This window comes from Aquirhabdus parva (genome assembly GCF_003351745.1).
GTDB lineage: Bacteria > Pseudomonadota > Gammaproteobacteria > Pseudomonadales > Moraxellaceae > Aquirhabdus > Aquirhabdus parva.
This window is the reverse complement of sequence record NZ_CP031222.1, coordinates 505,034-525,301: the sequence shown is the minus strand read 5'-3', so window position 1 is coordinate 525,301 and position 20,268 is coordinate 505,034. Positions and strand designations below refer to the sequence as shown.

Sequence of the window (20,268 nt, the reverse complement as noted above, 5' to 3'; positions counted from 1 at the left end):
TGCGATGACTCACTCACTGAGAGCTCCTCATCTGATCAATCGCCTGACGGAAAGCATCCACATCTTGAAAATCCCGATAAACCGATGCAAATCGCACATACGCAACGTGGTCCAAATCGTAGAGGGCTTCCATCACGGCCTCGCCAATTAATCGTGAAGGGACTTCGCGCTCGCCTAAGCTCCTTAGCTTTTGACTGATTTCTGAGAGCGTCGTATCAATCTGATCCAGCCCGACCGGACGTTTTTGTAGTGCATGCTGGAGGGAACGCTTGAGCTTCGCCTCATCAAAGGGTTCATAACGACCATTTGATTTAATCACGCGCGGCATCACCACATCATAGGTTTCAAATGTGGTGAAACGCTCGCTACATGTGGTGCATTCACGTCTCCTACGAATCTGCCGACCTTCCGCCGCTAAACGGGAGTCAATGACTTTACTATCTGGCGCATTACAAAAAGGACAATGCATAACGATCCGCACAACGACTAAAAATATGGCGCTTAGTTTAGCAAAAAACACTGCTAAAAAAACGGACCTCTCTCACTACAAAGACCAAAGTCTTTTTTATATAAGCCAGAGTCCCATAAATAGATGATGCATATTAAAATGAAAGTTCAAAGCAAAAAAAATGAGAGCCGAAGCTCTCATTTTTCTAAATATAACGTCAGTATCAAAGATTATTCGATACGTTCGCCATGTTGTGATACATCCAAGCCTTCGCGTTCGTCTTCCTCGGAAACACGCAGTCCGATGATAACGTCAACGATTTTCAGCAAGATCAGGGTCATTACACCGCTATAGATGAGGGTAGTCAGAACCGCTTCACCTTGGATAAGGAGCTGATCAAGAACTGGTTTAGGATCTGAACCAGTTACCGCTTTGGTCACGAATACTGCGGTGAGCAAGGCACCAACGATACCGCCAACCGCATGCACACCGAAGGCGTCCAATGAGTCATCCGCTTTCAGGATACGTTTGAGACCAGTTGCGCCCCAGAAACAAGCGACACCAGCAACAAGACCAATCACTAATGAACCACCGACGCCCACAAAACCTGATGCTGGCGTAATTGCGACCAAACCTGCAACCGCACCTGAAGCACCACCGAGTACTGAAGCATGGCCACGGACCAAACGTTCAGCCAACAACCAGCCAATTACAGCAGCTGCAGTCGCAACTTGAGTGACAACCATCGCCATGGAGGCACGCGCATCGGCAGCAAGTTCACTACCCGCGTTAAAGCCGAACCAGCCTACCCACAGCAAACTCGCACCGATCACAGTGAGTGACAGGTTGTGAGGTGCCATTGGCTCTTTGCCCAAGCCCAAACGACGACCCAATACATAAGCAGCTACCAGACCTGCGATACCCGCGTTGATGTGAACAACGGTACCACCCGCGAAGTCAAGCGCACCTTTTGCAGCCAACCAACCTTGACCATGCCAAACCCAGTGACAAATCGGTGAGTAAACAACCAAGCTCCACAAGGCAATGAACACCATGAATGCGGAGAACTTCATACGCTCAGCAAACGCACCACTCATCAATGCCGCAGTGATGATCGCAAAGGTCATTTGGAAAACCATGAACAACATTTCAGTAATGGTTGTCGGCGCAGTGGCACCTGAAGCCATCCAAAGCTTATCAATGGCGACACCATTCATCAGCACACGATCCAAACCGCCGATGTACGGAGCCCAAAACGTGCTTGTGGAGGTACCGAAGGCTAGAGAATAACCAACAACAACCCAAACGATGGTCACAACTGCTGTAGCCGCAAAGCTATGCATCATCGTACCCAGAATGTTTTTACGACGAACCATACCACCGTAGAACAATGCCAAACCAGGAATGGTCATCAGCAGAACCAGTGCGGTAGAGGTCAACATCCACGCGCTGTCACCTTTATCTATTGTTGGTGCAGGCGCTGGAGTAGCGGCTGCAGCAGGTGCTGGCGCAGTAGTTGCGGCAGGTGCAGATGCAGCAGATTCTGCTGGAGCAGACGCTACAGCTGTCGCCGCTGGCGCAGATGCCTCATCAGCCATAGAGACTGTCGATGTGAGTAGGGCGCCAGCTAAGCCTAGCGCAAGCAATACTTGTTTCATAAAGGTGTTCCCCTGTGCAATATCAATATAAGTGGCAAAATTTTCTTCAAAGCAATAGCGATCAGTTAAAAATGCAATAACGACATTTACCTATCCATTAAGCTCGGTCTGAACAAGCTTGCTGGACTATTTTTTTGCTTTAAACCGCTTCTGGTCCGGTTTCGCCAGTACGGATACGGATCACTTGTTCAAGATTGCTGACAAAAATTTTGCCGTCGCCAATCTTGCCTGTGCTCGCAACACGAGTAATCGCTTCAACGGCTTGTTCAACCATTTCGTCACGAATCGCGATATCAATTTTTACCTTAGGCAAAAAGTCGACAACATACTCTGCCCCGCGATAGAGTTCTGTATGACCCTTCTGACGACCAAATCCCTTGACCTCAGTCACGGTAATCCCCTGCACACCAATATCAGATAATGCCTCACGGACATCATCTAATTTGAACGGCTTGACAACGGCAGTTACTAATTTCATTGTAAAACTCCTTTGTGCTTAACATATGATGTATATCGAACATGTACTAATGATGTTAAAAGAAAACACATACCTACTTTGCTATTCAAAAACCGTACCAGACTGATATTGCAAAGAGCAAATACCGTAAAAATTCAGACATACGGTGACTTACTCCAGAAAAAAAACTTACAAAAACGACCACCTAACACAAGCAATTGCTCAAAACTCGACTAAAATGACCTCCACTAAAATTGATCTCTTAGCACAACGTAAACCGGTAAATCATATAGCGACCCATAATTGTGCAGTTATACAGGATATACACGTTTTACAATATGATTGAACCACACCTATATGCGTGATCAAAACCTTTTTTTCGAAAAATGATTCTTTATCACCCAAGCTTTTCAATATGCTAATCTCTGCAAGATGAATTGATAGCAATGTTTATTAACGGATTTTAAGCCACACTAACCAAAAATGCGCATTTTTACTCAAACGCATCATATCAGGGCGAAATAGCACCATGTTAGAGCAACTACTCCAAGCCGTTTCAGAACAAATTAGCGCACCCAAAGCCGATTTTGAAAAAAACCTCCGTGCATGGCTGAGTGGGACACTGGATCGATTAGAGATTGTCAGCCATGAAACCTTCATGCGACAAGAACAACAACTGATCGCCGCACAGCAAGCGATTAAAACTTTGGAACAGCAAGTCACCGCTTTAGAACAGCAGATTGCGCAGGGAAAAGGGGTTCAAGAAAACGTAACTGAACCTCAGATGAAATAATCATTCATCCATAAGACCCTAATAGATTCGGTGAGTACGAGTATGTCATTTGCGCAAGTATGGAGTAGAGCGGTTATGGGGCTGAATGCTCCGACCGTCCAAGTGGAAACTCACTTAAGCCAAGGGCTGCCTGCCCTAACGATTGTCGGATTACCTGAAGCAGCAGTCCGTGAAAGCAAGGACCGCGTACGTTCTGCAATTTTAAATTCAGGATTTCAATTCCCCCAGCGGCGTTTGACCATCAACCTTGCACCTGCAGATTTGCCCAAAGAAGGTAGTCGGTTGGATTTACCCATCGCACTCGGGGTACTGGCAGCGACGGGGCAGCTTTCCGTTGATGCTCTCAATAACCGTGAATTCATTGGTGAATTGGCGCTAAATGGTGATTTACGGACGGTTAATGGTGTTCTTGCGGTAGCGCGCGCCACTCATCTTGCACGGCGTGAACTTTTTTTACCCCATGCGAATGCCATCGAAGCAGCGAGAATTGACGGCTTAACCGTTTGGGGCGCGCCCAATTTAGCAGCATTGTGTGCACATTTAGAAGGGACCACCTTGCTTGCCGCCACCCCAAAACCTAAACCCCAAGTCTCAAATGCACCATTATTGGACCTGGCAGATATAAAAGGGCAACACCGAGCACGACGTGCTTTAGAAATCGCTGCGGCTGGGGGGCACTCCATTTTATTCTCAGGGCCTCCAGGAACGGGCAAAACATTACTTGCATCAAGGTTACCGAGTATCTTGCCGCCACTCACCGATGAAGAGAGTTTAGAAGTCGCCAATATTTATTCAATAGCCAGTTCGCAACACCCTTTTGGGCTGCGTCCCTTTAGAGCCGTTCACCACACCACCTCTGCAGTGGCACTTGTTGGAGGTGGATCTCAACCAAGACCCGGTGAGATTACGTTAGCGCATCATGGTGTCCTGTTTCTTGACGAACTCCCTGAATTCGATCGTAAGGTGCTTGAGGTCTTGCGCCAACCGATAGAGTCCAATGAAGTCGTGATTTCACGTGCCGCACGTCAAGTCACCTTTCCTGCCAAATTCCAATTGGTTGCTGCGATGAATCCCTGTCCTTGTGGCTATGCCAGCGATACAACCACGCGTTGTACTTGTACAACGGACATGATTAGCCGTTATCGCGCCAAATTGTCGGGTCCACTCTTGGATCGTATCGACTTGCACATTGAGGTCCCTGCTATACCTGCCAGTGACTTACAACAAACACAAGCCGGAGAAAACTCCGAAACGGTCCGCAAGCGGGTCTTTGCTGCACGGGATCGCCAGCTCAGTCGTCAGCAAGGTACCAATCAATCCCTGACACCCACTCAACTGGATAAATTCGTCCCCTTAGGTGAGCCCGAGCAAAAGCTGATGCAAATGGCTCAAACGCGCCTAGCTTTATCTGCACGGGCCTACCACCGAGTTTTGCGCGTTGCACGCACCATCGCAGACCTTGCTAATAGTGTGGATGTCCGTTCGCCACATCTCACAGAAGCACTCGGTTATCGTGGGTTCGAACAATAGTACTAATGACTGATTGAAGCCATACTTCACGATATAAACTTGAATGTTGTAAACCCTTTACGAAAATTAACACCGAATCAAATGTCAGAAGCATATGATCCTTTTCACCCTTTTCTAGGAGCCCCATCATGCCTGAGAATGACGCAGCACAGACCCATTTTCCGCTACTTCTGCTCCCTGGTTTTATGTTGAATGAACACCTCTGGGATGATATCCAAGACGGTCTTTCAGAACTCAGAACGCTACACTTCGGCAATATCACGCAAGACGATTCGATTGCGGCTATGGCCGAACGCGTTTTGGAGCATGCGCCCGCAGAATTTACGCTGGTTGGATTCTCAATGGGTGGCTATGTTGCCCAACACGTATATCGACTTGCACCTCATCGTGTTAAAGCATTGATCCTCATGAATACGTCTGCTCACCAACAGACGGAACTTGAAGTGGCCCGTACACAATCACAAGTGGAACTCGCCAAATCAGTCCCCTTTAAAGGTCTGACTCGTCGCGCACTGGCTGCCTCTGTCGCACCTGATCGTGCTGGCGATCAAGTGCTCCTCGGTCGATTACAAACCATGGCGCTCACGAATGGTAAAGATGTTTTTATCCGCCAATTGTCGGCGCTACGGGATGATGGCTATGCCCACTTGGATAAAGTCCAATGTCCAACACTGATCATTGCAAGTCGACAGGATCAAATGCGCAGCGTCGCAGAGTCGGAGCAAATGGCTGACCTGATCCCCAACTCAAAGTTGGTCGTCTTTGAAGAGGCAGGGCATATGACGCCTTTAGAAGTTCCAGAACTCGTCTTGCAAACATTGACTGAATGGCTGCAAGACGCTCCATAATGCTGCAATCAATTGCTCAATGGATTGAGCAACTCTCTCATATATAGATACTGATCAATCTTAAGGGATTAGAACTTTAGCCTGTAATTCCGCCAAGCCCTCACGCATTTTGATCTGAAGTTCATCTGTTAAGGTATGGACGTCGTGGTTTCCGATTGGAATTGCTGCAAGGGGTAATATATGCGCCTTAACTTTACTCCGCCCCAAAACATCTTGAATATGCGTTCCAAAGGACATATCGCCGATATAAGGCATCACAGTATCTAACCGTCCATCAGGCCCTTGGTAGCATAGAATCAAAGGCTGTACTGGTGTGCCCGTATCGACCGCAGCGGCTAATAGCTTGCTATGCAAACGACGAATTTCTCGACCATCCGTGGTTGTTCCTTCTGGGAAGAACAACACAGGCATTTTTTGGCGTAAAAAACCCGCCATCTGCACGGCAACCGCGTTGGCATCGCCCGATCCCCGCTGAATGAATAACGTACCGCCCGCTTTTGCCAAACGCCCGATGACAGGCCAACTGGCAACCTCAGCTTTAGATAAGAAGAAAACAGGAGCCGCTGAACCAATCACAGGGATATCGGTCCATGAAATATGATTACTGACCCATAGCGCATGATCTGTTGGCATTTCCCCATGAATTTGCACGTCAATGGCCAAAGCACTGCACAGTTTTTTGCATACGTCACGAATAACACGCGGATGATGCGGTTGGTTTGGTTTGGTTAATGCCCCACTCACCCCTGCGGCATAGAAGCCTTGACTAACTGCGACCAGCAAGCCGCTTGAGCGTAGGATTCTTCGAATTTGACGAACAACTTGTGTCGGTAAGGTACTTGCAGAAAAGATACGATCATCAGTAGGCTTGGACATAAACACTCTCAAAAAAAACCTGTGCAACCAAACCATTCATATTCAACATCATATTTATGTTTGTATTTGGCTTTAAAAAATATTCAAAACATTAAAACAGCATAAAATCTTGCGCAACATTAGCCGATCTACATCCAACATGCAAAAATATAAATGACTTGCTCTCTACAAAACTGCCGAGCAATAAAAGACCTCACTGGCAAGCAGGCTTGCTCATGAGGTCTTTTATCCTAAAATCAAAAGTCTCAAATGACTTCGGAGGGTTAAGCTGCTGTGAGTCGCTCGCGATATTTTGAGGTCATTTGCGACACAGATAACCAGATCAGGATATCCGCGCAGTGAAAAACAGGATCAAAACAAGCCTGTGTCCCCAACTGTGCATTCATACGCAAATACGTTTTCAATAAGGTCGGCAACTCTGGGGGCTGAGCAGTGATCGGTGTCGGCAAGGCGCGCCGCGCTCTGACATGAAACGCTAGACGTTGTTCCTCAGGTAAGCTATTTAACCACCCCTGACAATCCCCCATACCCAAAGGTACAGATGCGCAACCGATGACGGTTTGGGTATTCCAAAGCATTGCAATCTCATAAACCCCTTGCCACAAGGTCTGGATAGCACGCATGGACGAATAATCCGGTGCCACACAAGTACGCCCGATCTCAAGCACATTGCCCTCTGTTGCATTTAAGGCATCATGCAGATCAAACTCCTGCTCACTGTAGAATCCACCCGCGAGGCAGGCACGTTCACGATCTAATAACCGCGTCGTCGCGACCAATTGTTCGCCATCAAAAACCATCAAATGCGCACAAAAGCCATCAAAACGGTCCTGATCCAAACCACTCTCAAAGGTCATGCCAAAAGCAGGACCAAAAGCATTCGCACGCAAGCGCTGAACGCATTGGACATCTTCAGTGCTTTCCGCCAATCGCACAGTAAGCGACTGTACTGGTTTAGCTTTTTTCATATTATTAACAGTCATATTGTTAGAACTAGGACTGACTAAAATGTTTGGCATGAACGTAGCTCACTACAACAGGCTAACATTTTATTATAGTCAGTATATCTTGCAATTTGATGAAATCTTGATTGCAAAACTGTTGTGATCAATTCGTATTATATACCAAGAATGTCCATATGCAGCAGTTCACCGCGTACGCGCCTTATGATCCGTATGGAAAAGATAATATCGCCATTCGATCACTTTATGCAGCGGTTAAATTCAAGTCAAGCTAGACATGGTATACTGGCAGCGTATGAACAACATTGTTTAATACCCCAATTTATAGCGCTAAACCAATCCATGTGTTTAATCTACACATAACAGAGCTGCTGTCTTTAGCAGACCCTTAATGTAAAAGAAAGCCTTTTGCTTTTAGAATTCTATGGAAACGTATGGAACTGTTTGACCGACCGAGTGGTGGCGAACGCGCACTGCTGGTTCACCTCAATATCTATCATATCGACAGTCAAGACATTGAGGAATTTCGCCTGCTTGCACAGTCAGCAGGCGCCGAGATTATCGACTTGATCACAGGCTCACGGCAAAAACCCGATGCTAGGCTGTTTGTTGGGAAAGGGAAAGCGGAAGAAATTCATCAATATGTTGTTGAACACGACATTGATCTCGTGATCTTTGATCATACATTGACACCCGCCCAAGAACGCAATTTAGAAAAAATCTTCCAATGCCGTGTGGTGGATCGCACTGGTTTAATTCTGGATATTTTTGCGCAACGTGCCCGAACTTTTGAAGGGAAACTGCAAGTTGAATTGGCTCAGCTCGATCACCTTTCCACACGCCTTGTGCGTGGTTGGACCCACCTTGAGCGTCAAAAAGGCGGGATTGGACTGCGCGGTCCTGGGGAAACTCAGCTCGAAACCGACCGCCGTTTGCTGCGTGTTCGTGTAGGTCAGCTTAAAGAAAAGCTGGATCGTGTTCGTCAAACGCGTAAACAGGGTCGTGCTGCACGTCAGAAAGCTGATATTCCCACCCTCTCACTGGTAGGTTATACCAATGCAGGCAAATCCACTCTGTTTAATCGGCTGGCAGATAGCGACGTCTATGCGGCAGACCAACTCTTCGCCACACTGGACCCCACCTTGCGCCGCTTGGATTGGCAAGGTTTAGGTTCGTTGGTATTGGCTGATACCGTTGGTTTTGTCAGACACCTCCCCCATGCGCTCGTCGAATCATTCCGCGCAACGCTGGAAGAAACCTTAGAAGCGGACTTACTCCTGCATGTGATTGATCAAAGTAGCCCTGACCGCGACGAACAAATCGATGCGGTGGAAGCTGTACTCCGTGAAATTGGTGCCGAAGTGCCAATTCTGCGGGTTTATAACAAAATTGATGTGAGTGGCGATGCCCCTTCTTTACATGAAGGCGAACCCAATGTGCCTGATCGCGTCTATGTCTCCGCTCATAGTGGTGCGGGTTTGGACTTGCTTAAACAAGCAGTCCATCAGCGTTTGGCCGTCGGTAAAGTCTCAACCTTTCACTTAACGCTGCCCGTCTCAGCAGGACGTCTACGCAGTCAGCTCTATCGCCTAGGGGTCATCCAAACCGAAAATACTTTAGATGACGGTGCCGCAGAGCTGACCATCAACTTGTCTACCCCCGCACTCGCGCGCTTACTGGCCGAGTCTCATATCGATCCAGACCTCATCTTGCCCGAAGAAGAAGCTGTACTGTTCAGACGTACACTTGAACACTTTGAGCAAGAAAAAGTCAGACAGGATCAAGCAAAACGCTCTGACTTGCTCAACAATGGCATGGTCAATCCAGATGACGAGGATGAGTTCAATCACGCTGTAGCCTCACTCAATCACGAGATCTCTGATGTCCGACATTGATTCAGCCCCTCCTAACGATTTAGATCATCAAGATCTGAACCAGACGCATAAAGACACCCATATCATTGATGATGATGAGCCATCCCCTGCACCTGCAACCATAGACTTGCCGATGCTGACTTTCGTGGTCCTGATCATCATCGTCACCCGCGAATGTTGTGTTTGGGTAATGGGTCTATTGGGCTACAAAAATTTAGGGAATCTGGTTGGACTGTTTTTACTGCTCGGCGCGGCCCTATGTTATCGCCACGTTAAAGGTCAGATCCCGCATCGCTTTGTTGTCGCAAACTCTCGAATCTTAAAAGAAAGTCTCTTTGCTTTTTTACCTATTTGTGCCGGTGTCGGTATACTGCTGTTAAACCTCGGTAATGAAGGCATCAAAATCGTCATGATTATGCTCATCAGTACGTTGATCCCGATGTGGCTGTATGCGTATTTAGCAAAGCGGTGGTTATGATGACATTGACAACAACTCATTTTTCTACGACGACTTTACTGTGGATCGGTTTTGCACTCACCCTGATTGGTTATATCGCAGCCAAATTGCTCAATCAGCGCTTCCCTAAGCTGCCTCTGGTCGTGATCGCCATTGTGTTTGTTTCAGGCTTACTGGCACTTTGCCACTGGCAGTATCAATCCTATGCCGATGCTGTCGCACCACTATTTAATCGTCTCTTAGGCTATGCCACCGTGGCTCTGGCTATTCCTTTAGCAACAATTCGCTTTGATGAGCTTCCGATCAAACGACTTTCGATTCTTCTAGGCATTGCAACGCTAATGGGCGGTTTATTGCCTATGTCGATTGCTTATGGATTACATCTGTCTGAACCCACCATCCTCGCCTTTGCAACACGCGCAGTAACCACCCCTATTGCACTCAATGTCGCCACCCTAATTCATGCACCACTGACACTCGCCAGTTTTATTGTGATTTTTTCAGGACTGGTCGGTGCAGCACTATCGCCTCTGATTTTACGTAATCTAGATGACGAACGCGCCGCTGGGTTTGCACTCGGTCTGGCAGCGCATGCTATTGGTACTGCTCAAGCTTGGCAAAGAAGTCCTGTGGCGGGGGAATATGCGGCTTTTGGCATGGCGGTTAATGGTGTCCTGACCGCCATTTGGGTCATTTGCGTTTTCTCTTAGCGTGTTTTGGCTTCTTTTTCATAAATTTTTAAAGCAAATCAATTTATCACGTCATCTTTATGTGTGATTTTAATGAATGTTTTGTGGTATTTATTGAAACTCAGCTATGATTACGATGAGCTCTCACGTTACCATCTGGTTGTGCGTTTAGAAGCATGATCTTAAACTATATTCCCTCCCCATGAGCTCAAGGATGAACACATGAACACAGCCTTCCGCACCGCTTCCAACAGTTTTTTTCTGGGTGCGTTGCTATGCTTATCTCAAATCAGTCATGCAGAGAGTTCCGACATTTCAGGAACTTGGCGCAGCATTGATGATAAAACGGGTTATGCAAAATCACTGATTAAAATCGAAAAAAATACCAATGGGCTGTATAGCGGTAAAATTATTAAAGTCCTGTCTCATGCTGGCTATAAGCCTGAAGAGTTTTGTATTGATTGCCCCGCCCCATTTACTGGCAAACCCATTGAAGGTCTTAATGTCCTGACTGGACTCAAAGCAAACCCCAGCGAAGAAGGTTTATATGATGGCGGTAAAATTCTCGATCCGCTCAGCGGTCACATTTACAGCGCTAAAATTAAACTGAATAGCGATGGTAAAAAACTGGTTATTCGCGGTTTTATCGGTTTCTCACTGCTAGGTCGCAGCCAAACGTGGTATCGCGAAGATAAAGCAGCTGAATAACTGGATGCACTAAATATAAAAAATATTGAAGATGGACAACAAAGCGTCATGCTGTTGTTCATTCTTTTATGTTAATTTGTATGCACGCCGATAGATAACTAAATATTAAACATGCGTTCGCCACAATTTTTACTGCAATATTTACAACGTACACTCATCTGGCAGATTTTCAAAAATCACAAGCGCTTGGTGAGTGGTATTGCTTTGGGCTTAATGACTCTGTCGTTTTTAACTGCCTATTTCATCTCGCCTTACTGGGCTGTCTGCAAATTAGAACAAGATCTTTATAGCCAAGATACCCATAAACTCCAAGAGAAAATCCCTAAGCCACTGCTGGCGCATCTTGCGATCAATACCCATCCCGATCATCAATGGCAGGGTGCGGGCAAAAATTACCTAAAGCACATTTTGCCCAAACTCTATGGTGACATTGATCCTTATGCATGGTTATCTGTTCAAGCGCAGGTCTTGAACAAAGAACGACATCATCAATATTATCAGCACTATTTTAATCACTACGCATTAGAACTAGGGGAAAACCGCGATCAGTTACGCTTTGAACTGGTCCGTGATCACATCGTCAATTGGCGTGTTGAGCGGATTTGTTACCCGAGTCCACAGCCCGATCGCGTTTCAAACCGTTGCCCATCTTCTAATCGATAAGCAATAAGACTACCACCCCACACACAGCCGCCATCCAAAGCGACCATTCGGCTCAATGGTGCAGCACCTTCCAATGCCGCCCAATGCCCAAAAAGCACTTTTTCTGTACGAGGAACGACTGTCGGCCACGTGAACCAAGGCGAGAATCCTTTGGGCATAGGTGCATCTAGCCCTTCTTTAAAATCAAGTTCTAAGCGGCCATCACCATCAATCAAGCGCATGCGTGTGAAATAATTGGTAATTACACGTAGCCGCTCAACACCAGTGAGCTCATCCGACCATTGATCGGGCTGATTACCAAACATATGAGCCAAATAACGATCAAGCTCAAGAAAAGTGCCTCGGAGTACCAAAGCCACTTCAAATGCCAGATGCTCCGCTTGTTCAGTCGTCCATGTCGGCGGCAAACCGGCATGAGTCAGCACATAATCCGGATTTGGTCTTAGCAACAAAGGCTGTTTACGCAGCCAGTTCAAGAGTACGACTGCATCAGGTGCATCGAAAATCGGGGCTGTCCGGTCATTTTTTTTCAGTTTGTTAAACCCGCGCCAAACTGCAAGCAGATTAAGGTCATGATTACCCAAAACCGTATGAGCAACTCCAGACTCACATAACTGCTTGACCAGACGTAACGTCGCCAGTGAATCCTCACCGCGTGCAACAAGATCCCCTGCAAACCACAGGTGATCCTGCTTTTCATCAAAATTGATTTCTTTAAGTAGCGCTTGAGTCGCAGCAAAACACCCTTGCAAATCACCAATCACATAATTATAGCGCACGGGCATTATTGATCATTCCCTTCCGAATCGATGTCATCGTTCAGAATCGTCTGAGCGCTTGAGGTACCATGCTCATCGACATAATCAGCCAAAGCTACAAAATCAAAAATACTCAAGGTTTCAGGGCGTGCCATTGGGCTAATGCCTAATTGGGCAAAACCGGCCTCATCCACTTGGCCCTTCAAGGTATTGCGCAAGGTTTTACGCCGTTGATTAAAGACTTGTGACACCAACGCTGCCAGTATCTTTTCATTGCGGGCTTGAATGGGCTTAACGGCATAAGGCTCTAGACGAAATACCGCACTGGTGACCTTAGGCGGTGGATTAAATGCGCCCGGCGGCACTTCAAATAAAAAGGTCGGCTTGCAATAATACTGAATCATTACCGATAAACGCCCAAAATCCTTACTGGTTGGTTCTGCCACAATACGATCAACCACTTCTTTTTGCAGCATAAAATGCATGTCTTTTACCAATGCGCCATAGCGAATCAGATGAAAAAGTAGAGGCGTCGAGATGTTATAAGGTAGATTACCAACCACACGTAGTGGCTGATCCAGCTTAATGATATTGGCAAAATCGAAGCGTAGCGCATCCCCTTCGACAATAGTCAAATGCTGTGGATGACCCATCCGAGCGGGCAGTGTTGCCGCAAGGTCGCGGTCAAGCTCAAGGACAGTTAGGTGCTCAGAGGCGGCCAATAGCGGAGCAGTCAATGCGCCCATACCCGGTCCAATCTCAATCAGATTATCCCCCAAGCGCGGCGCAACGGCCTGCACAATGCGTCCAATCACCCGTTGGTCGTGCAAAAAATTCTGCCCAAAACGCTTCCGTGCTTTATGACCTTTTAACTCAGGTTCAGCGAAGAGCAAGGCATCGCTATCAAAAGCATCAGTTTCGGACATAGGATTTCTCAAGACTTATAAATTTAACCAAGTGCGTATTCTATAGAACTAGGAAAGAAAATGGGGGGCTATTCGGTTAAACAAGTTTTGACTGTTTATAACTACTTTCTAGAGGTGAGCATTCGCCAGCTCATTCGCCAACTGCACCGCTACAACCAAACTCCCCGCCTCGGCTCGACCCGTACCAGCCAGATCAAGCGCAGTGCCATGATCAACTGAGGTTCGGATAAACGGTAGACCGAGCGTAATATTGACCGCCTCACCAAAACCAAGTGCCTTAAGTACGGGTAAACCTTGGTCGTGATACATCGCCAATACGGCATCTGCATCCTTTAATAAGCGTGGGGTAAATAAGGTGTCCGCAGGCAACGCATGCCCGACATCAATACCTTGCGCGCGGAATTCGGCAAGCACAGGCTCAATCACCTCAATTTCTTCGCGACCTAAATAGCCGCCTTCACCCGCATGAGGATTGAGTCCGCACACCAGTATCTTCGGCTGAGCAATCGCAAATTTTGTACGCAAGTCATGAATCAAAATCGTCAAAATCTGAGTGAGTAGTGCAGGTGTAATGGCATCCGGCACCGCCCGAAGGGGCAAATGCGTCGTTGCGAGTGCGACCCGCAATGTCCGCGTCGCCAGCATCATAACCACTTTCGCGACACCCGCTCTTTCCTGAAAATATTCAGTATGACCACTAAACGCGATACCTGCTTCATTGATGACTGACTTCTGTACGGGGGCCGTCACGACACCTGCGGCTCGCCCATGCAGACAGGCATCGGCAGCAACCGAAAGCTGCTCTAACACGTAAGGCGCATTTAAAGGATTTAGCTGACCATCCACGACTGATACGCGTAACGGTACGGGGCGGATATACAGACTGCCTATCGGTGCAGGGATCTCCTGCCCCATATAATCAATCAAGTTCACGTCTAAACCTAACTTCCGTGCTCGACGCAGCATCAGAGCGGGATCAGCAAGTACGACGAGTGGGCGATCAATGCGCTGCCCGAAGGGAAGTGCTGCGAGCGCCAAGGTGATGTCAATCCCAATCCCTGCTGGCTCGCCTGTGGTGAGGTAAAGCGGTAAAATCGGCGAACTCATTTTGCACCCATCACAATAAACATTGAATATTGGCATTATAACGCCTGTTGCCACACAATAAATCGAAGCAAAGGCCACTTTCCTACAAAAGAAATCGCCAATTCATCATAAAATTGGTTGTCAAGTCGCCAATAGTTCCCTATAATTCGCGGTCTGTTTTGAGAGCCCCGTAAACTCTCACACACACCTTATAAAGGCATTCATGCAATGAAAACTATCAGCGCAAAGCCAGAAAACGTCACACGCGACTGGTTTGTCGTCGACGCAAACGGCAAAACCCTCGGTCGCATCGCGACTGAAATCGCGAGTCGTCTGCGCGGCAAGCACAAACCTAGCTACACACCGCACGTCGATACAGGTGATTACATCATCGTTATCAATGCGGACAAAGTACAAGTTACTGGCAAAAAAGCTCAGGACAAAATGTACTATCGCCACAGTGAATTCCCAGGCGGCTTGAAAGAAACCAACTTCACCAAGTTGATCGCTCATAAGCCTACTGATGTTCTTCATCGTGCTATCAAAGGCATGCTTCCAAAAGGTCCTCTTGGCTTTGCCATGATCACCAAACTGAAGCTATATGCAGGTGCAACACATCCGCATGAAGCACAACAACCACAAGTTCTGGAACTGTAAGCCATGACTACACAACGTAATTACGGCACTGGTCGCCGCAAGACCGCTACCGCTCGTGTGTTCCTGTCTCCAGGTTCAGGCGCGTTGACCATCAACAACAAAACGCTCGATCAATATTTTGCACGTGAAACTTCACGTATGATCGTTCGTCAACCACTTGAGTTGGTTGATGGCATCGCAAAATACGACATTTTCGTCACCGTAAAAGGCGGCGGCATGAGCGGTCAAGCGGGTGCAATTCGTCACGGGATCACTCGTGCACTGTATGCATCTGACGAAACGCTGAAAACTGCACTGCGTCAAGCTGGTTTTGTTACCCGTGATGCGCGTGAAGTTGAACGTAAGAAAATCGGTCTACGCAAAGCGCGTAAACGTCCTCAATACTCAAAACGTTAATTCTTTCTCGACAAGAGTTCGATTATCGTTTTGGTTATACAAACCCCGACATTGTTCGGGGTTTGTTGTTTTTAAAGGCGGATATAATCAAACATACCCTCCCTCAGATCACACCACGACAAGCATAGCTTTCCTGATCATTTATACTTAACATTGAGATTCATATATATGCATGAAATCTGCCCGATTTTTGCATAATCTATTTTGCTGCAATTCTTCTGCAGTAAAGGTTAAGCAATAATGTCCTGTAGGAGTGTTTTATGAGTCGCGATTCTGAAGCCGAGATCGTCAATGTCAGTCGGCGTCGCATGCTCATTGGAACCACTGCTGCCATGGGCGCGGTCGGTGTCGTTGCGGCGTTAACCCCTTTTGTTGAATCATGGAACCCCAGTGCTCGAGCCCGCGCAGATAGTGCACCCGTCTCGCAAGATATCAGCGCTCTTGAAGCAGGGCAGATGATCGTGATCGAGTGGCAAAAGAAACCCATTTATGTCGTCCGCCGCACGGATGATATGCTGTATAACCTCTCCATCAATGACCCAATATTACGTGATCCAGAATCTACTGAATCCAAGCAACCAGATTATGCTAAAAACGAGTATCGTTCTCGTGACCCACATATCCTGGTCATGGTTGCCGTCTGTACCCACTTAGGCTGCGCCCCAAACTACCGACCTGAAATTGGCGTCCCAGAGCTAAGTACCGACTGGGTTGGTGGTTTTTTCTGTGCCTGCCATGGCTCTAAATATGATTTAGCGGGTCGTGTTTTTCAGGATGTACCTGCTCCTCGCAATATGGAAATTCCCAAACATAAATTGGTAGGCAATATCCTGACCATTGGCGAGGATGCATGATGACTGCCTTGACTGAAATCAGTAAAAAAATCTTGTCATGGATTGATGCCCGCTTCCCGCTCACATCAACCTATAAAAAACACATGTCACAGTACTATGTGCCAAAGAATCTCAATATTTGGTATATCTTCGGCGTGCTCTCAATGATGATGCTGGTGAATCAGCTCGTCACTGGCATTTGGTTGACCATGATGTACAACCCAAGCAGCGGCGGCGCATTTGATTCCATTGAATACATCATGCGCGATGTTGATGCCGGTTGGTTGATTCGCTATATGCACTCAACTGGGGCATCCATGCTGTTTATCGCGGTCTATCTGCATATGTTTCGCGGATTGCTGTATGGTTCTTATCAAAAACCACGTGAACTGGTTTGGTTCATTGGCATGGGCTTATTTGTCTGCTTGATGGCAGAAGGTTTCTTTGGCTATCTGCTGCCTTGGGGCAATATGTCCTATTGGGGCGCGCAAGTCATTCTGAATCTGCCCGCGGCTGTGCCGGGGGTCGGTGACTCACTATCGACTTGGGTACGCGGTGATTTCACCATTTCAGGCATTACCCTCAATCGTTTTTTTGCATTGCATGTCGTTGCTCTTCCCCTTTTGTTATTGATTTTATTAGTGATGCACATCATCGCGCTGCATCATGTCGGTTCGAACAATCCTGACGGCATCGACATCAAAAAGCTCAAAGATAAAAAAGGCATCCCACTAGACGGTATCCCTTTTCACCCCTACTACACCGTGCACGATCTGGTCGGCGTCGTGGTCTTCTTAATCCTCTTCTTCGGCATCGTGTTCTTCTTCCCCACAGGTGGAGGCTACTTCTTAGAGTCCGCAAACTTTGAACCGGCTAACCCATTAAAAACGCCGGTTCATATTGCCCCGGTCTGGTATTTCACCCCTTTCTACGCCATTTTGAGGGCAATCCCCGATCAACTGGGCGGCGTCATTGCTTTGGCTGGTGCAGTCGCCATTCCGTTCTTGTTGCCCATTCTGGACCGATCACCCGTGAAGTCGATGCGCTACAAAGGGCGACTGTCACGGATTGCACTGGGTATCTTTGTTGTTAGCTTTCTCGTTCTAGGCATTCTGGGTATGACACCCGCTGATCATCCGATTATTCCCTTTATCAATAATCAGTTACTTGCCCAGCTCTTTACTCTTTTGTATTTTCTATACTTTCTACTTATGCCTTTTTATACCGGAGCGGAAACCTACCGATTGCCTCCAGATCGCGTTACAGGAGGTCGAAAATGAAGATCAGCATCACTAAGTATCTATTTCTTCCTGCTCTTACGCTTTGCAGTGTACTCCTTATGACAGGCCGTGCCGCATATGCCGAAAATTGTGGCACATTCACAACACCTGATCCTGCACATCCCGGGCAGTTGATCCATCATGACTATGCATGTCAGGCGGCACCCATTGATATCACGAATCAAGCCTCACTCAAACGCGGTGCAGAGCTATTTATGACCACATGTGTAAGCTGCCATTCTTTGAAATATCTACGCTATGAACGCATGGCGGCGGATCTGGCACTCTCCCCAGAGCAGATCAAAACATATATGGCACTGACCAATTCTAAGATTTACGACGGAATCGATGCGAAGACCGATGCAGAAATGCAAAAAAAAGCCTTTGGTGTCGCTCCACCGGATTTAAGCTTGGAAGCACGTTCGCATGGCCCAGACTGGATCTACACCTATTTACTCAGTTTCTATCCCGATAATAAGCGGCCATTGGGCTTTAATAATAAAGTGATCAAAGATGTCGCGATGCCCAATGTACTGGCAGGTCTGCATCAGCAGCTCGGGGATAAAGCATTCGCAGCTCAAGTGGGCGATCTGGTGAATTTCTTAAACTATGCCTCAGAACCCAAACAACACATACGCAAGATTTATGGCTTGTTTGTCATCGGATTCTTACTGCTGTTTTTAATTCCTGTGTATCTACTGAATAAAGAATATTGGAAGGATGTAAAATAACTTTTTTGCAAAAAAGAGCTGTACGCATATACAGCTCTTACCAATCAGCAACGCGCGAATCCCCTTTAATCCGAACGCTTAATTTTTCCCGCAACAACGGCCTTCATAAACACGGCGTAGTCCGCTTCATTACGATCAGCATAGGCTACGGCATAGCGTTGCATGGTTTGAATGAAGCGATCACTCTTTCCTAAATAGCCCGTGATCACGGCAGGATTGCCGGCTTTGCCATGGGCATGTGCAAGCGCCATACCACAGCTTTTGGCATATTCCATGAGATAAGTACCATCCATCTCTTCGATATCAATCGACATCTTCATATCACGCAATTGACGCACATAATAATTGGTTTTGACCCGCCCACTAGTTGCCCAGCCCAAGAAAATGTCACTGGCCGCTTGCATCATATGTTGTCCATGCACCACCCTGGCACCTTGATTGGCATAATGCACAGGCACAAAATCTGCCAACACCGATCGACGCGCCTCTTTCATTTGTAGAATTAATGGCTCAGTGCCATTTTTTTCAGAATCCGCACTTTCAAACATAGCAACGGCACAGCGCGTTCCCACACTCCCTACCCCGACTACTTTAATAGCGATATCGGTTAGGCGATAACGATCAAATAACGTTTGTCGATCTTCAGGCAAGCTCTCTCGATAGCGTTCAAAAAAAGGACGCACACCTGCTGCAAAGGGATCTCCCTCTTTGGGATGAAAAATTAGGGGCGGTTCGTCAATGAATTTTCTCTTACCTTCCCCATTCAGTTCAGTCCATTTGGGTACAACGGCTTTACTGGTATTGTGGCGTGCTTCAGTCATTTTGGTCGCACGAATCTTACGCGTTTTTCGACTTTCCGTCGCTGCGAGTACATCTTTAGCATCGACGCTTTGATACCAGACTTCAAGTGGGGAGAAATTGGTCATCTGTTGTAGATAGTCGCGATAAGACTCCATGACGATACGCACGGCCTGCTGTGCCTCGTCTGCTGACAAAGATATCTCGCGCGCCGCTATCACAAAACTGGTGGCAAGACGTTTGAGGTCCCACTCAAAAGGACCCACAATAGTTTCATCAAAGTCATTAATCCCAAACAGTAAATGTCGTTCAGGACTCGCAAAACCACCGAAATTAAGCAGGTGACAATCACCACATATCTGTAAAAACAAACCACTATGGGGCTCTCGTCCCAGATCCATCGCCATCGCCAGCGGTAAGCCACGAAAAAACGTGAATGGCGAAATTGACATGCGTCTGGCACGTACTGGCAACAGTGCGGGTAATCGCCCTACATTTGAAGCGCGATACACGGACAATAAATTAAAATTTCGGGGGCGTTGGGAAATCTCGGTTAAAACCTGCCGTGATACTTGTTTCCGCTGAGCACGACCCAGCGCAAGATTCGCTTCCCGGTCCAATAGTTTTCCCAAAGGACTATGTGCGGTCAGATCCAAAATATGCGGAAAATCTTTTTCAACAGCATTGAAATCAATTGCGCTTTCCTGCTGCAGTTTATGCTGACTCACACGGGTTGGTGTCACCATAAAACTCTCCAGATTCAGTTGATTGGCATATTAGCTGTAAACTAACTGATAATAGGGTCTTGGCAATATAGAAATTTGTATGTAAAACATTAAT

21 protein-coding genes and 1 pseudogene are annotated in these 20,268 nt (G+C 47.1%); 13 read left to right on the top strand and 9 right to left on the bottom strand.

The features are described 5' to 3' along the window. Positions 1–13: 13 nt before the first annotated feature. From nrdR to glnK, 3 genes are all read right to left on the bottom strand, one after another. A complete protein-coding gene (gene nrdR / locus HYN46_RS02365; RefSeq protein WP_114897933.1) occupies positions 14–469 on the bottom strand; it encodes a transcriptional regulator NrdR in 456 nt (151 codons plus the stop codon). A gap of 209 nt (positions 470–678) precedes the next feature. Further along, entirely contained in the window at positions 679–2,106 is a 1,428-nt protein-coding gene (locus HYN46_RS02360; RefSeq protein ID WP_114897932.1) for an ammonium transporter, read from the bottom strand. A gap of 139 nt (positions 2,107–2,245) precedes the next feature. Next, a complete protein-coding gene (gene glnK / locus HYN46_RS02355; RefSeq protein WP_114897931.1) occupies positions 2,246–2,584 on the bottom strand; it encodes a P-II family nitrogen regulator in 339 nt (112 codons plus the stop codon). Positions 2,585–3,092: 508 nt separating this feature from the next. Here glnK and HYN46_RS02350 point away from each other — a divergent pair. From HYN46_RS02350 to HYN46_RS02340, 3 genes are all read left to right on the top strand, one after another. Continuing rightward, positions 3,093–3,356 carry an accessory factor UbiK family protein gene (locus HYN46_RS02350; protein ID WP_114897930.1) on the top strand — a complete coding sequence of 88 codons (264 nt, stop codon included), beginning with the start codon at positions 3,093–3,095 and terminating at the stop codon, positions 3,354–3,356. A 42-nt stretch (positions 3,357–3,398) separates the two neighbouring features. Beyond that, a complete protein-coding gene (locus HYN46_RS02345; protein WP_114897929.1) occupies positions 3,399–4,886 on the top strand; it encodes a YifB family Mg chelatase-like AAA ATPase in 1,488 nt (495 codons plus the stop codon). 128 nt (positions 4,887–5,014) lie between these two features. Next, on the top strand, positions 5,015–5,734 hold the full coding sequence (locus tag HYN46_RS02340; RefSeq protein ID WP_114897928.1) for an alpha/beta fold hydrolase: 720 nt from the start codon (positions 5,015–5,017) through the stop codon (positions 5,732–5,734). 60 nt (positions 5,735–5,794) lie between these two features. On the opposite strand, the gene HYN46_RS02335 is transcribed toward HYN46_RS02340, so the two are convergent. Continuing rightward, positions 5,795–6,610 (bottom strand): lysophospholipid acyltransferase family protein, encoded by an 816-nt coding sequence (locus HYN46_RS02335; protein ID WP_162818064.1) that lies wholly within the window; start codon positions 6,608–6,610, stop codon positions 5,795–5,797. Positions 6,611–6,873: 263 nt separating this feature from the next. Further along, positions 6,874–7,629 (bottom strand): GNAT family N-acetyltransferase, encoded by a 756-nt coding sequence (locus HYN46_RS02330; protein WP_114897926.1) that lies wholly within the window; start codon positions 7,627–7,629, stop codon positions 6,874–6,876. A 377-nt stretch (positions 7,630–8,006) separates the two neighbouring features. On the opposite strand from HYN46_RS02330, the gene hflX reads away from it, so the two are divergent. The 5 genes from hflX (at position 8,007) to HYN46_RS02305 (ending at position 11,963) form a co-directional block, all read left to right on the top strand. Then, a complete protein-coding gene (gene hflX / locus HYN46_RS02325; RefSeq protein ID WP_114897925.1) occupies positions 8,007–9,467 on the top strand; it encodes a ribosome rescue GTPase HflX in 1,461 nt (486 codons plus the stop codon). Further along, positions 9,454–9,924 (top strand): hypothetical protein, encoded by a 471-nt coding sequence (locus tag HYN46_RS02320; RefSeq protein WP_228254864.1) that lies wholly within the window; start codon positions 9,454–9,456, stop codon positions 9,922–9,924. The genes hflX and HYN46_RS02320 overlap by 14 nt, the downstream gene beginning before the upstream one ends. Further along, positions 9,924–10,613: an LrgB family protein gene (locus HYN46_RS02315; protein ID WP_114900533.1), complete on the top strand. Its 690-nt coding sequence runs from the start codon at positions 9,924–9,926 to the stop codon at positions 10,611–10,613. The genes HYN46_RS02320 and HYN46_RS02315 overlap by 1 nt, the downstream gene beginning before the upstream one ends. Positions 10,614–10,814: 201 nt before the next feature. Beyond that, the gene (locus HYN46_RS02310; RefSeq protein ID WP_114897924.1) at positions 10,815–11,300 is read left to right on the top strand and encodes a DUF2147 domain-containing protein; all 486 of its coding nucleotides are present in this window, start codon (positions 10,815–10,817) and stop codon (positions 11,298–11,300) included. Positions 11,301–11,411: 111 nt separating this feature from the next. After that, positions 11,412–11,963, top strand: a complete 552-nt coding sequence (locus tag HYN46_RS02305) for a hypothetical protein (protein ID WP_114897923.1) — start codon at positions 11,412–11,414, stop codon at positions 11,961–11,963. Here HYN46_RS02305 and HYN46_RS02300 read toward each other — a convergent pair. From HYN46_RS02300 to pdxA, 3 genes and pseudogenes are all read right to left on the bottom strand, one after another. After that, positions 11,906–12,748, bottom strand: a complete 843-nt coding sequence (locus tag HYN46_RS02300; RefSeq protein WP_114897922.1) for a symmetrical bis(5'-nucleosyl)-tetraphosphatase — start codon at positions 12,746–12,748, stop codon at positions 11,906–11,908. The genes HYN46_RS02305 and HYN46_RS02300 overlap by 58 nt on opposite strands. Before the next feature lie 77 nt (positions 12,749–12,825). Next, positions 12,826–13,647 (bottom strand): annotated as a pseudogene (gene rsmA, locus HYN46_RS02295) (16S rRNA (adenine(1518)-N(6)/adenine(1519)-N(6))-dimethyltransferase RsmA); the annotation flags it as partial. Positions 13,648–13,755: 108 nt separating this feature from the next. Then, positions 13,756–14,742 carry a 4-hydroxythreonine-4-phosphate dehydrogenase PdxA gene (pdxA, locus tag HYN46_RS02290; protein WP_114900532.1) on the bottom strand — a complete coding sequence of 329 codons (987 nt, stop codon included), beginning with the start codon at positions 14,740–14,742 and terminating at the stop codon, positions 13,756–13,758. Positions 14,743–14,961: 219 nt separating this feature from the next. Between pdxA and rplM the strand changes: the two genes are divergently transcribed. The 5 genes from rplM (at position 14,962) to HYN46_RS02265 (ending at position 18,630) form a co-directional block, all read left to right on the top strand. Continuing rightward, positions 14,962–15,390 (top strand): 50S ribosomal protein L13, encoded by a 429-nt coding sequence (gene rplM, locus HYN46_RS02285; RefSeq protein WP_114897920.1) that lies wholly within the window; start codon positions 14,962–14,964, stop codon positions 15,388–15,390. 3 nt (positions 15,391–15,393) lie between these two features. Further along, entirely contained in the window at positions 15,394–15,786 is a 393-nt protein-coding gene (gene rpsI / locus HYN46_RS02280; RefSeq protein WP_114897919.1) for a 30S ribosomal protein S9, read from the top strand. 260 nt (positions 15,787–16,046) lie between these two features. After that, complete coding sequence (gene petA / locus HYN46_RS02275) at positions 16,047–16,640, top strand: ubiquinol-cytochrome c reductase iron-sulfur subunit (RefSeq protein ID WP_114897918.1); 594 nt, start codon at positions 16,047–16,049, stop codon at positions 16,638–16,640. A gap of 32 nt (positions 16,641–16,672) precedes the next feature. Further along, positions 16,673–17,899: a cytochrome b gene (locus HYN46_RS02270; RefSeq protein ID WP_456061859.1), complete on the top strand. Its 1,227-nt coding sequence runs from the start codon at positions 16,673–16,675 to the stop codon at positions 17,897–17,899. Continuing rightward, positions 17,896–18,630 carry a cytochrome c1 gene (locus HYN46_RS02265; RefSeq protein WP_114897917.1) on the top strand — a complete coding sequence of 245 codons (735 nt, stop codon included), beginning with the start codon at positions 17,896–17,898 and terminating at the stop codon, positions 18,628–18,630. The genes HYN46_RS02270 and HYN46_RS02265 overlap by 4 nt, the downstream gene beginning before the upstream one ends. Positions 18,631–18,695: 65 nt before the next feature. Here HYN46_RS02265 and HYN46_RS02260 read toward each other — a convergent pair whose 3' ends face one another. Then, the gene (locus tag HYN46_RS02260) at positions 18,696–20,174 is read right to left on the bottom strand and encodes a DUF2252 domain-containing protein (RefSeq protein ID WP_114897916.1); all 1,479 of its coding nucleotides are present in this window, start codon (positions 20,172–20,174) and stop codon (positions 18,696–18,698) included. Positions 20,175–20,268 lie beyond the last annotated feature (94 nt).

What these genes read in the sequence shown, in the direction of transcription:
- HYN46_RS02330 (WP_114897926.1), bottom strand. Translation starts at nt 7,629, where the DNA reads ATGCCAAACATTTTAGTCAGTCCTAGTTCTAACAATATGACTGTTAAT.
- HYN46_RS02320 (WP_228254864.1), top strand. Translation starts at nt 9,454, where the DNA reads ATGTCCGACATTGATTCAGCCCCTCCTAACGATTTAGATCATCAAGAT.
- HYN46_RS02340 (WP_114897928.1), top strand. Translation starts at nt 5,015, where the DNA reads ATGCCTGAGAATGACGCAGCACAGACCCATTTTCCGCTACTTCTGCTC.
- HYN46_RS02260 (WP_114897916.1), bottom strand. Translation starts at nt 20,174, where the DNA reads ATGGTGACACCAACCCGTGTGAGTCAGCATAAACTGCAGCAGGAAAGC.
- HYN46_RS02315 (WP_114900533.1), top strand. Translation starts at nt 9,924, where the DNA reads ATGACATTGACAACAACTCATTTTTCTACGACGACTTTACTGTGGATC.
- glnK (WP_114897931.1), bottom strand. Translation starts at nt 2,584, where the DNA reads ATGAAATTAGTAACTGCCGTTGTCAAGCCGTTCAAATTAGATGATGTC.
- HYN46_RS02345 (WP_114897929.1), top strand. Translation starts at nt 3,399, where the DNA reads ATGTCATTTGCGCAAGTATGGAGTAGAGCGGTTATGGGGCTGAATGCT.
- hflX (WP_114897925.1), top strand. Translation starts at nt 8,007, where the DNA reads ATGGAACTGTTTGACCGACCGAGTGGTGGCGAACGCGCACTGCTGGTT.
- HYN46_RS02305 (WP_114897923.1), top strand. Translation starts at nt 11,412, where the DNA reads ATGCGTTCGCCACAATTTTTACTGCAATATTTACAACGTACACTCATC.
- petA (WP_114897918.1), top strand. Translation starts at nt 16,047, where the DNA reads ATGAGTCGCGATTCTGAAGCCGAGATCGTCAATGTCAGTCGGCGTCGC.
- HYN46_RS02265 (WP_114897917.1), top strand. Translation starts at nt 17,896, where the DNA reads ATGAAGATCAGCATCACTAAGTATCTATTTCTTCCTGCTCTTACGCTT.
- HYN46_RS02300 (WP_114897922.1), bottom strand. Translation starts at nt 12,748, where the DNA reads ATGCCCGTGCGCTATAATTATGTGATTGGTGATTTGCAAGGGTGTTTT.
- HYN46_RS02350 (WP_114897930.1), top strand. Translation starts at nt 3,093, where the DNA reads ATGTTAGAGCAACTACTCCAAGCCGTTTCAGAACAAATTAGCGCACCC.
- HYN46_RS02360 (WP_114897932.1), bottom strand. Translation starts at nt 2,106, where the DNA reads ATGAAACAAGTATTGCTTGCGCTAGGCTTAGCTGGCGCCCTACTCACA.
- nrdR (WP_114897933.1), bottom strand. Translation starts at nt 469, where the DNA reads ATGCATTGTCCTTTTTGTAATGCGCCAGATAGTAAAGTCATTGACTCC.
- rpsI (WP_114897919.1), top strand. Translation starts at nt 15,394, where the DNA reads ATGACTACACAACGTAATTACGGCACTGGTCGCCGCAAGACCGCTACC.
- rplM (WP_114897920.1), top strand. Translation starts at nt 14,962, where the DNA reads ATGAAAACTATCAGCGCAAAGCCAGAAAACGTCACACGCGACTGGTTT.
- HYN46_RS02335 (WP_162818064.1), bottom strand. Translation starts at nt 6,610, where the DNA reads ATGTCCAAGCCTACTGATGATCGTATCTTTTCTGCAAGTACCTTACCG.
- HYN46_RS02310 (WP_114897924.1), top strand. Translation starts at nt 10,815, where the DNA reads ATGAACACAGCCTTCCGCACCGCTTCCAACAGTTTTTTTCTGGGTGCG.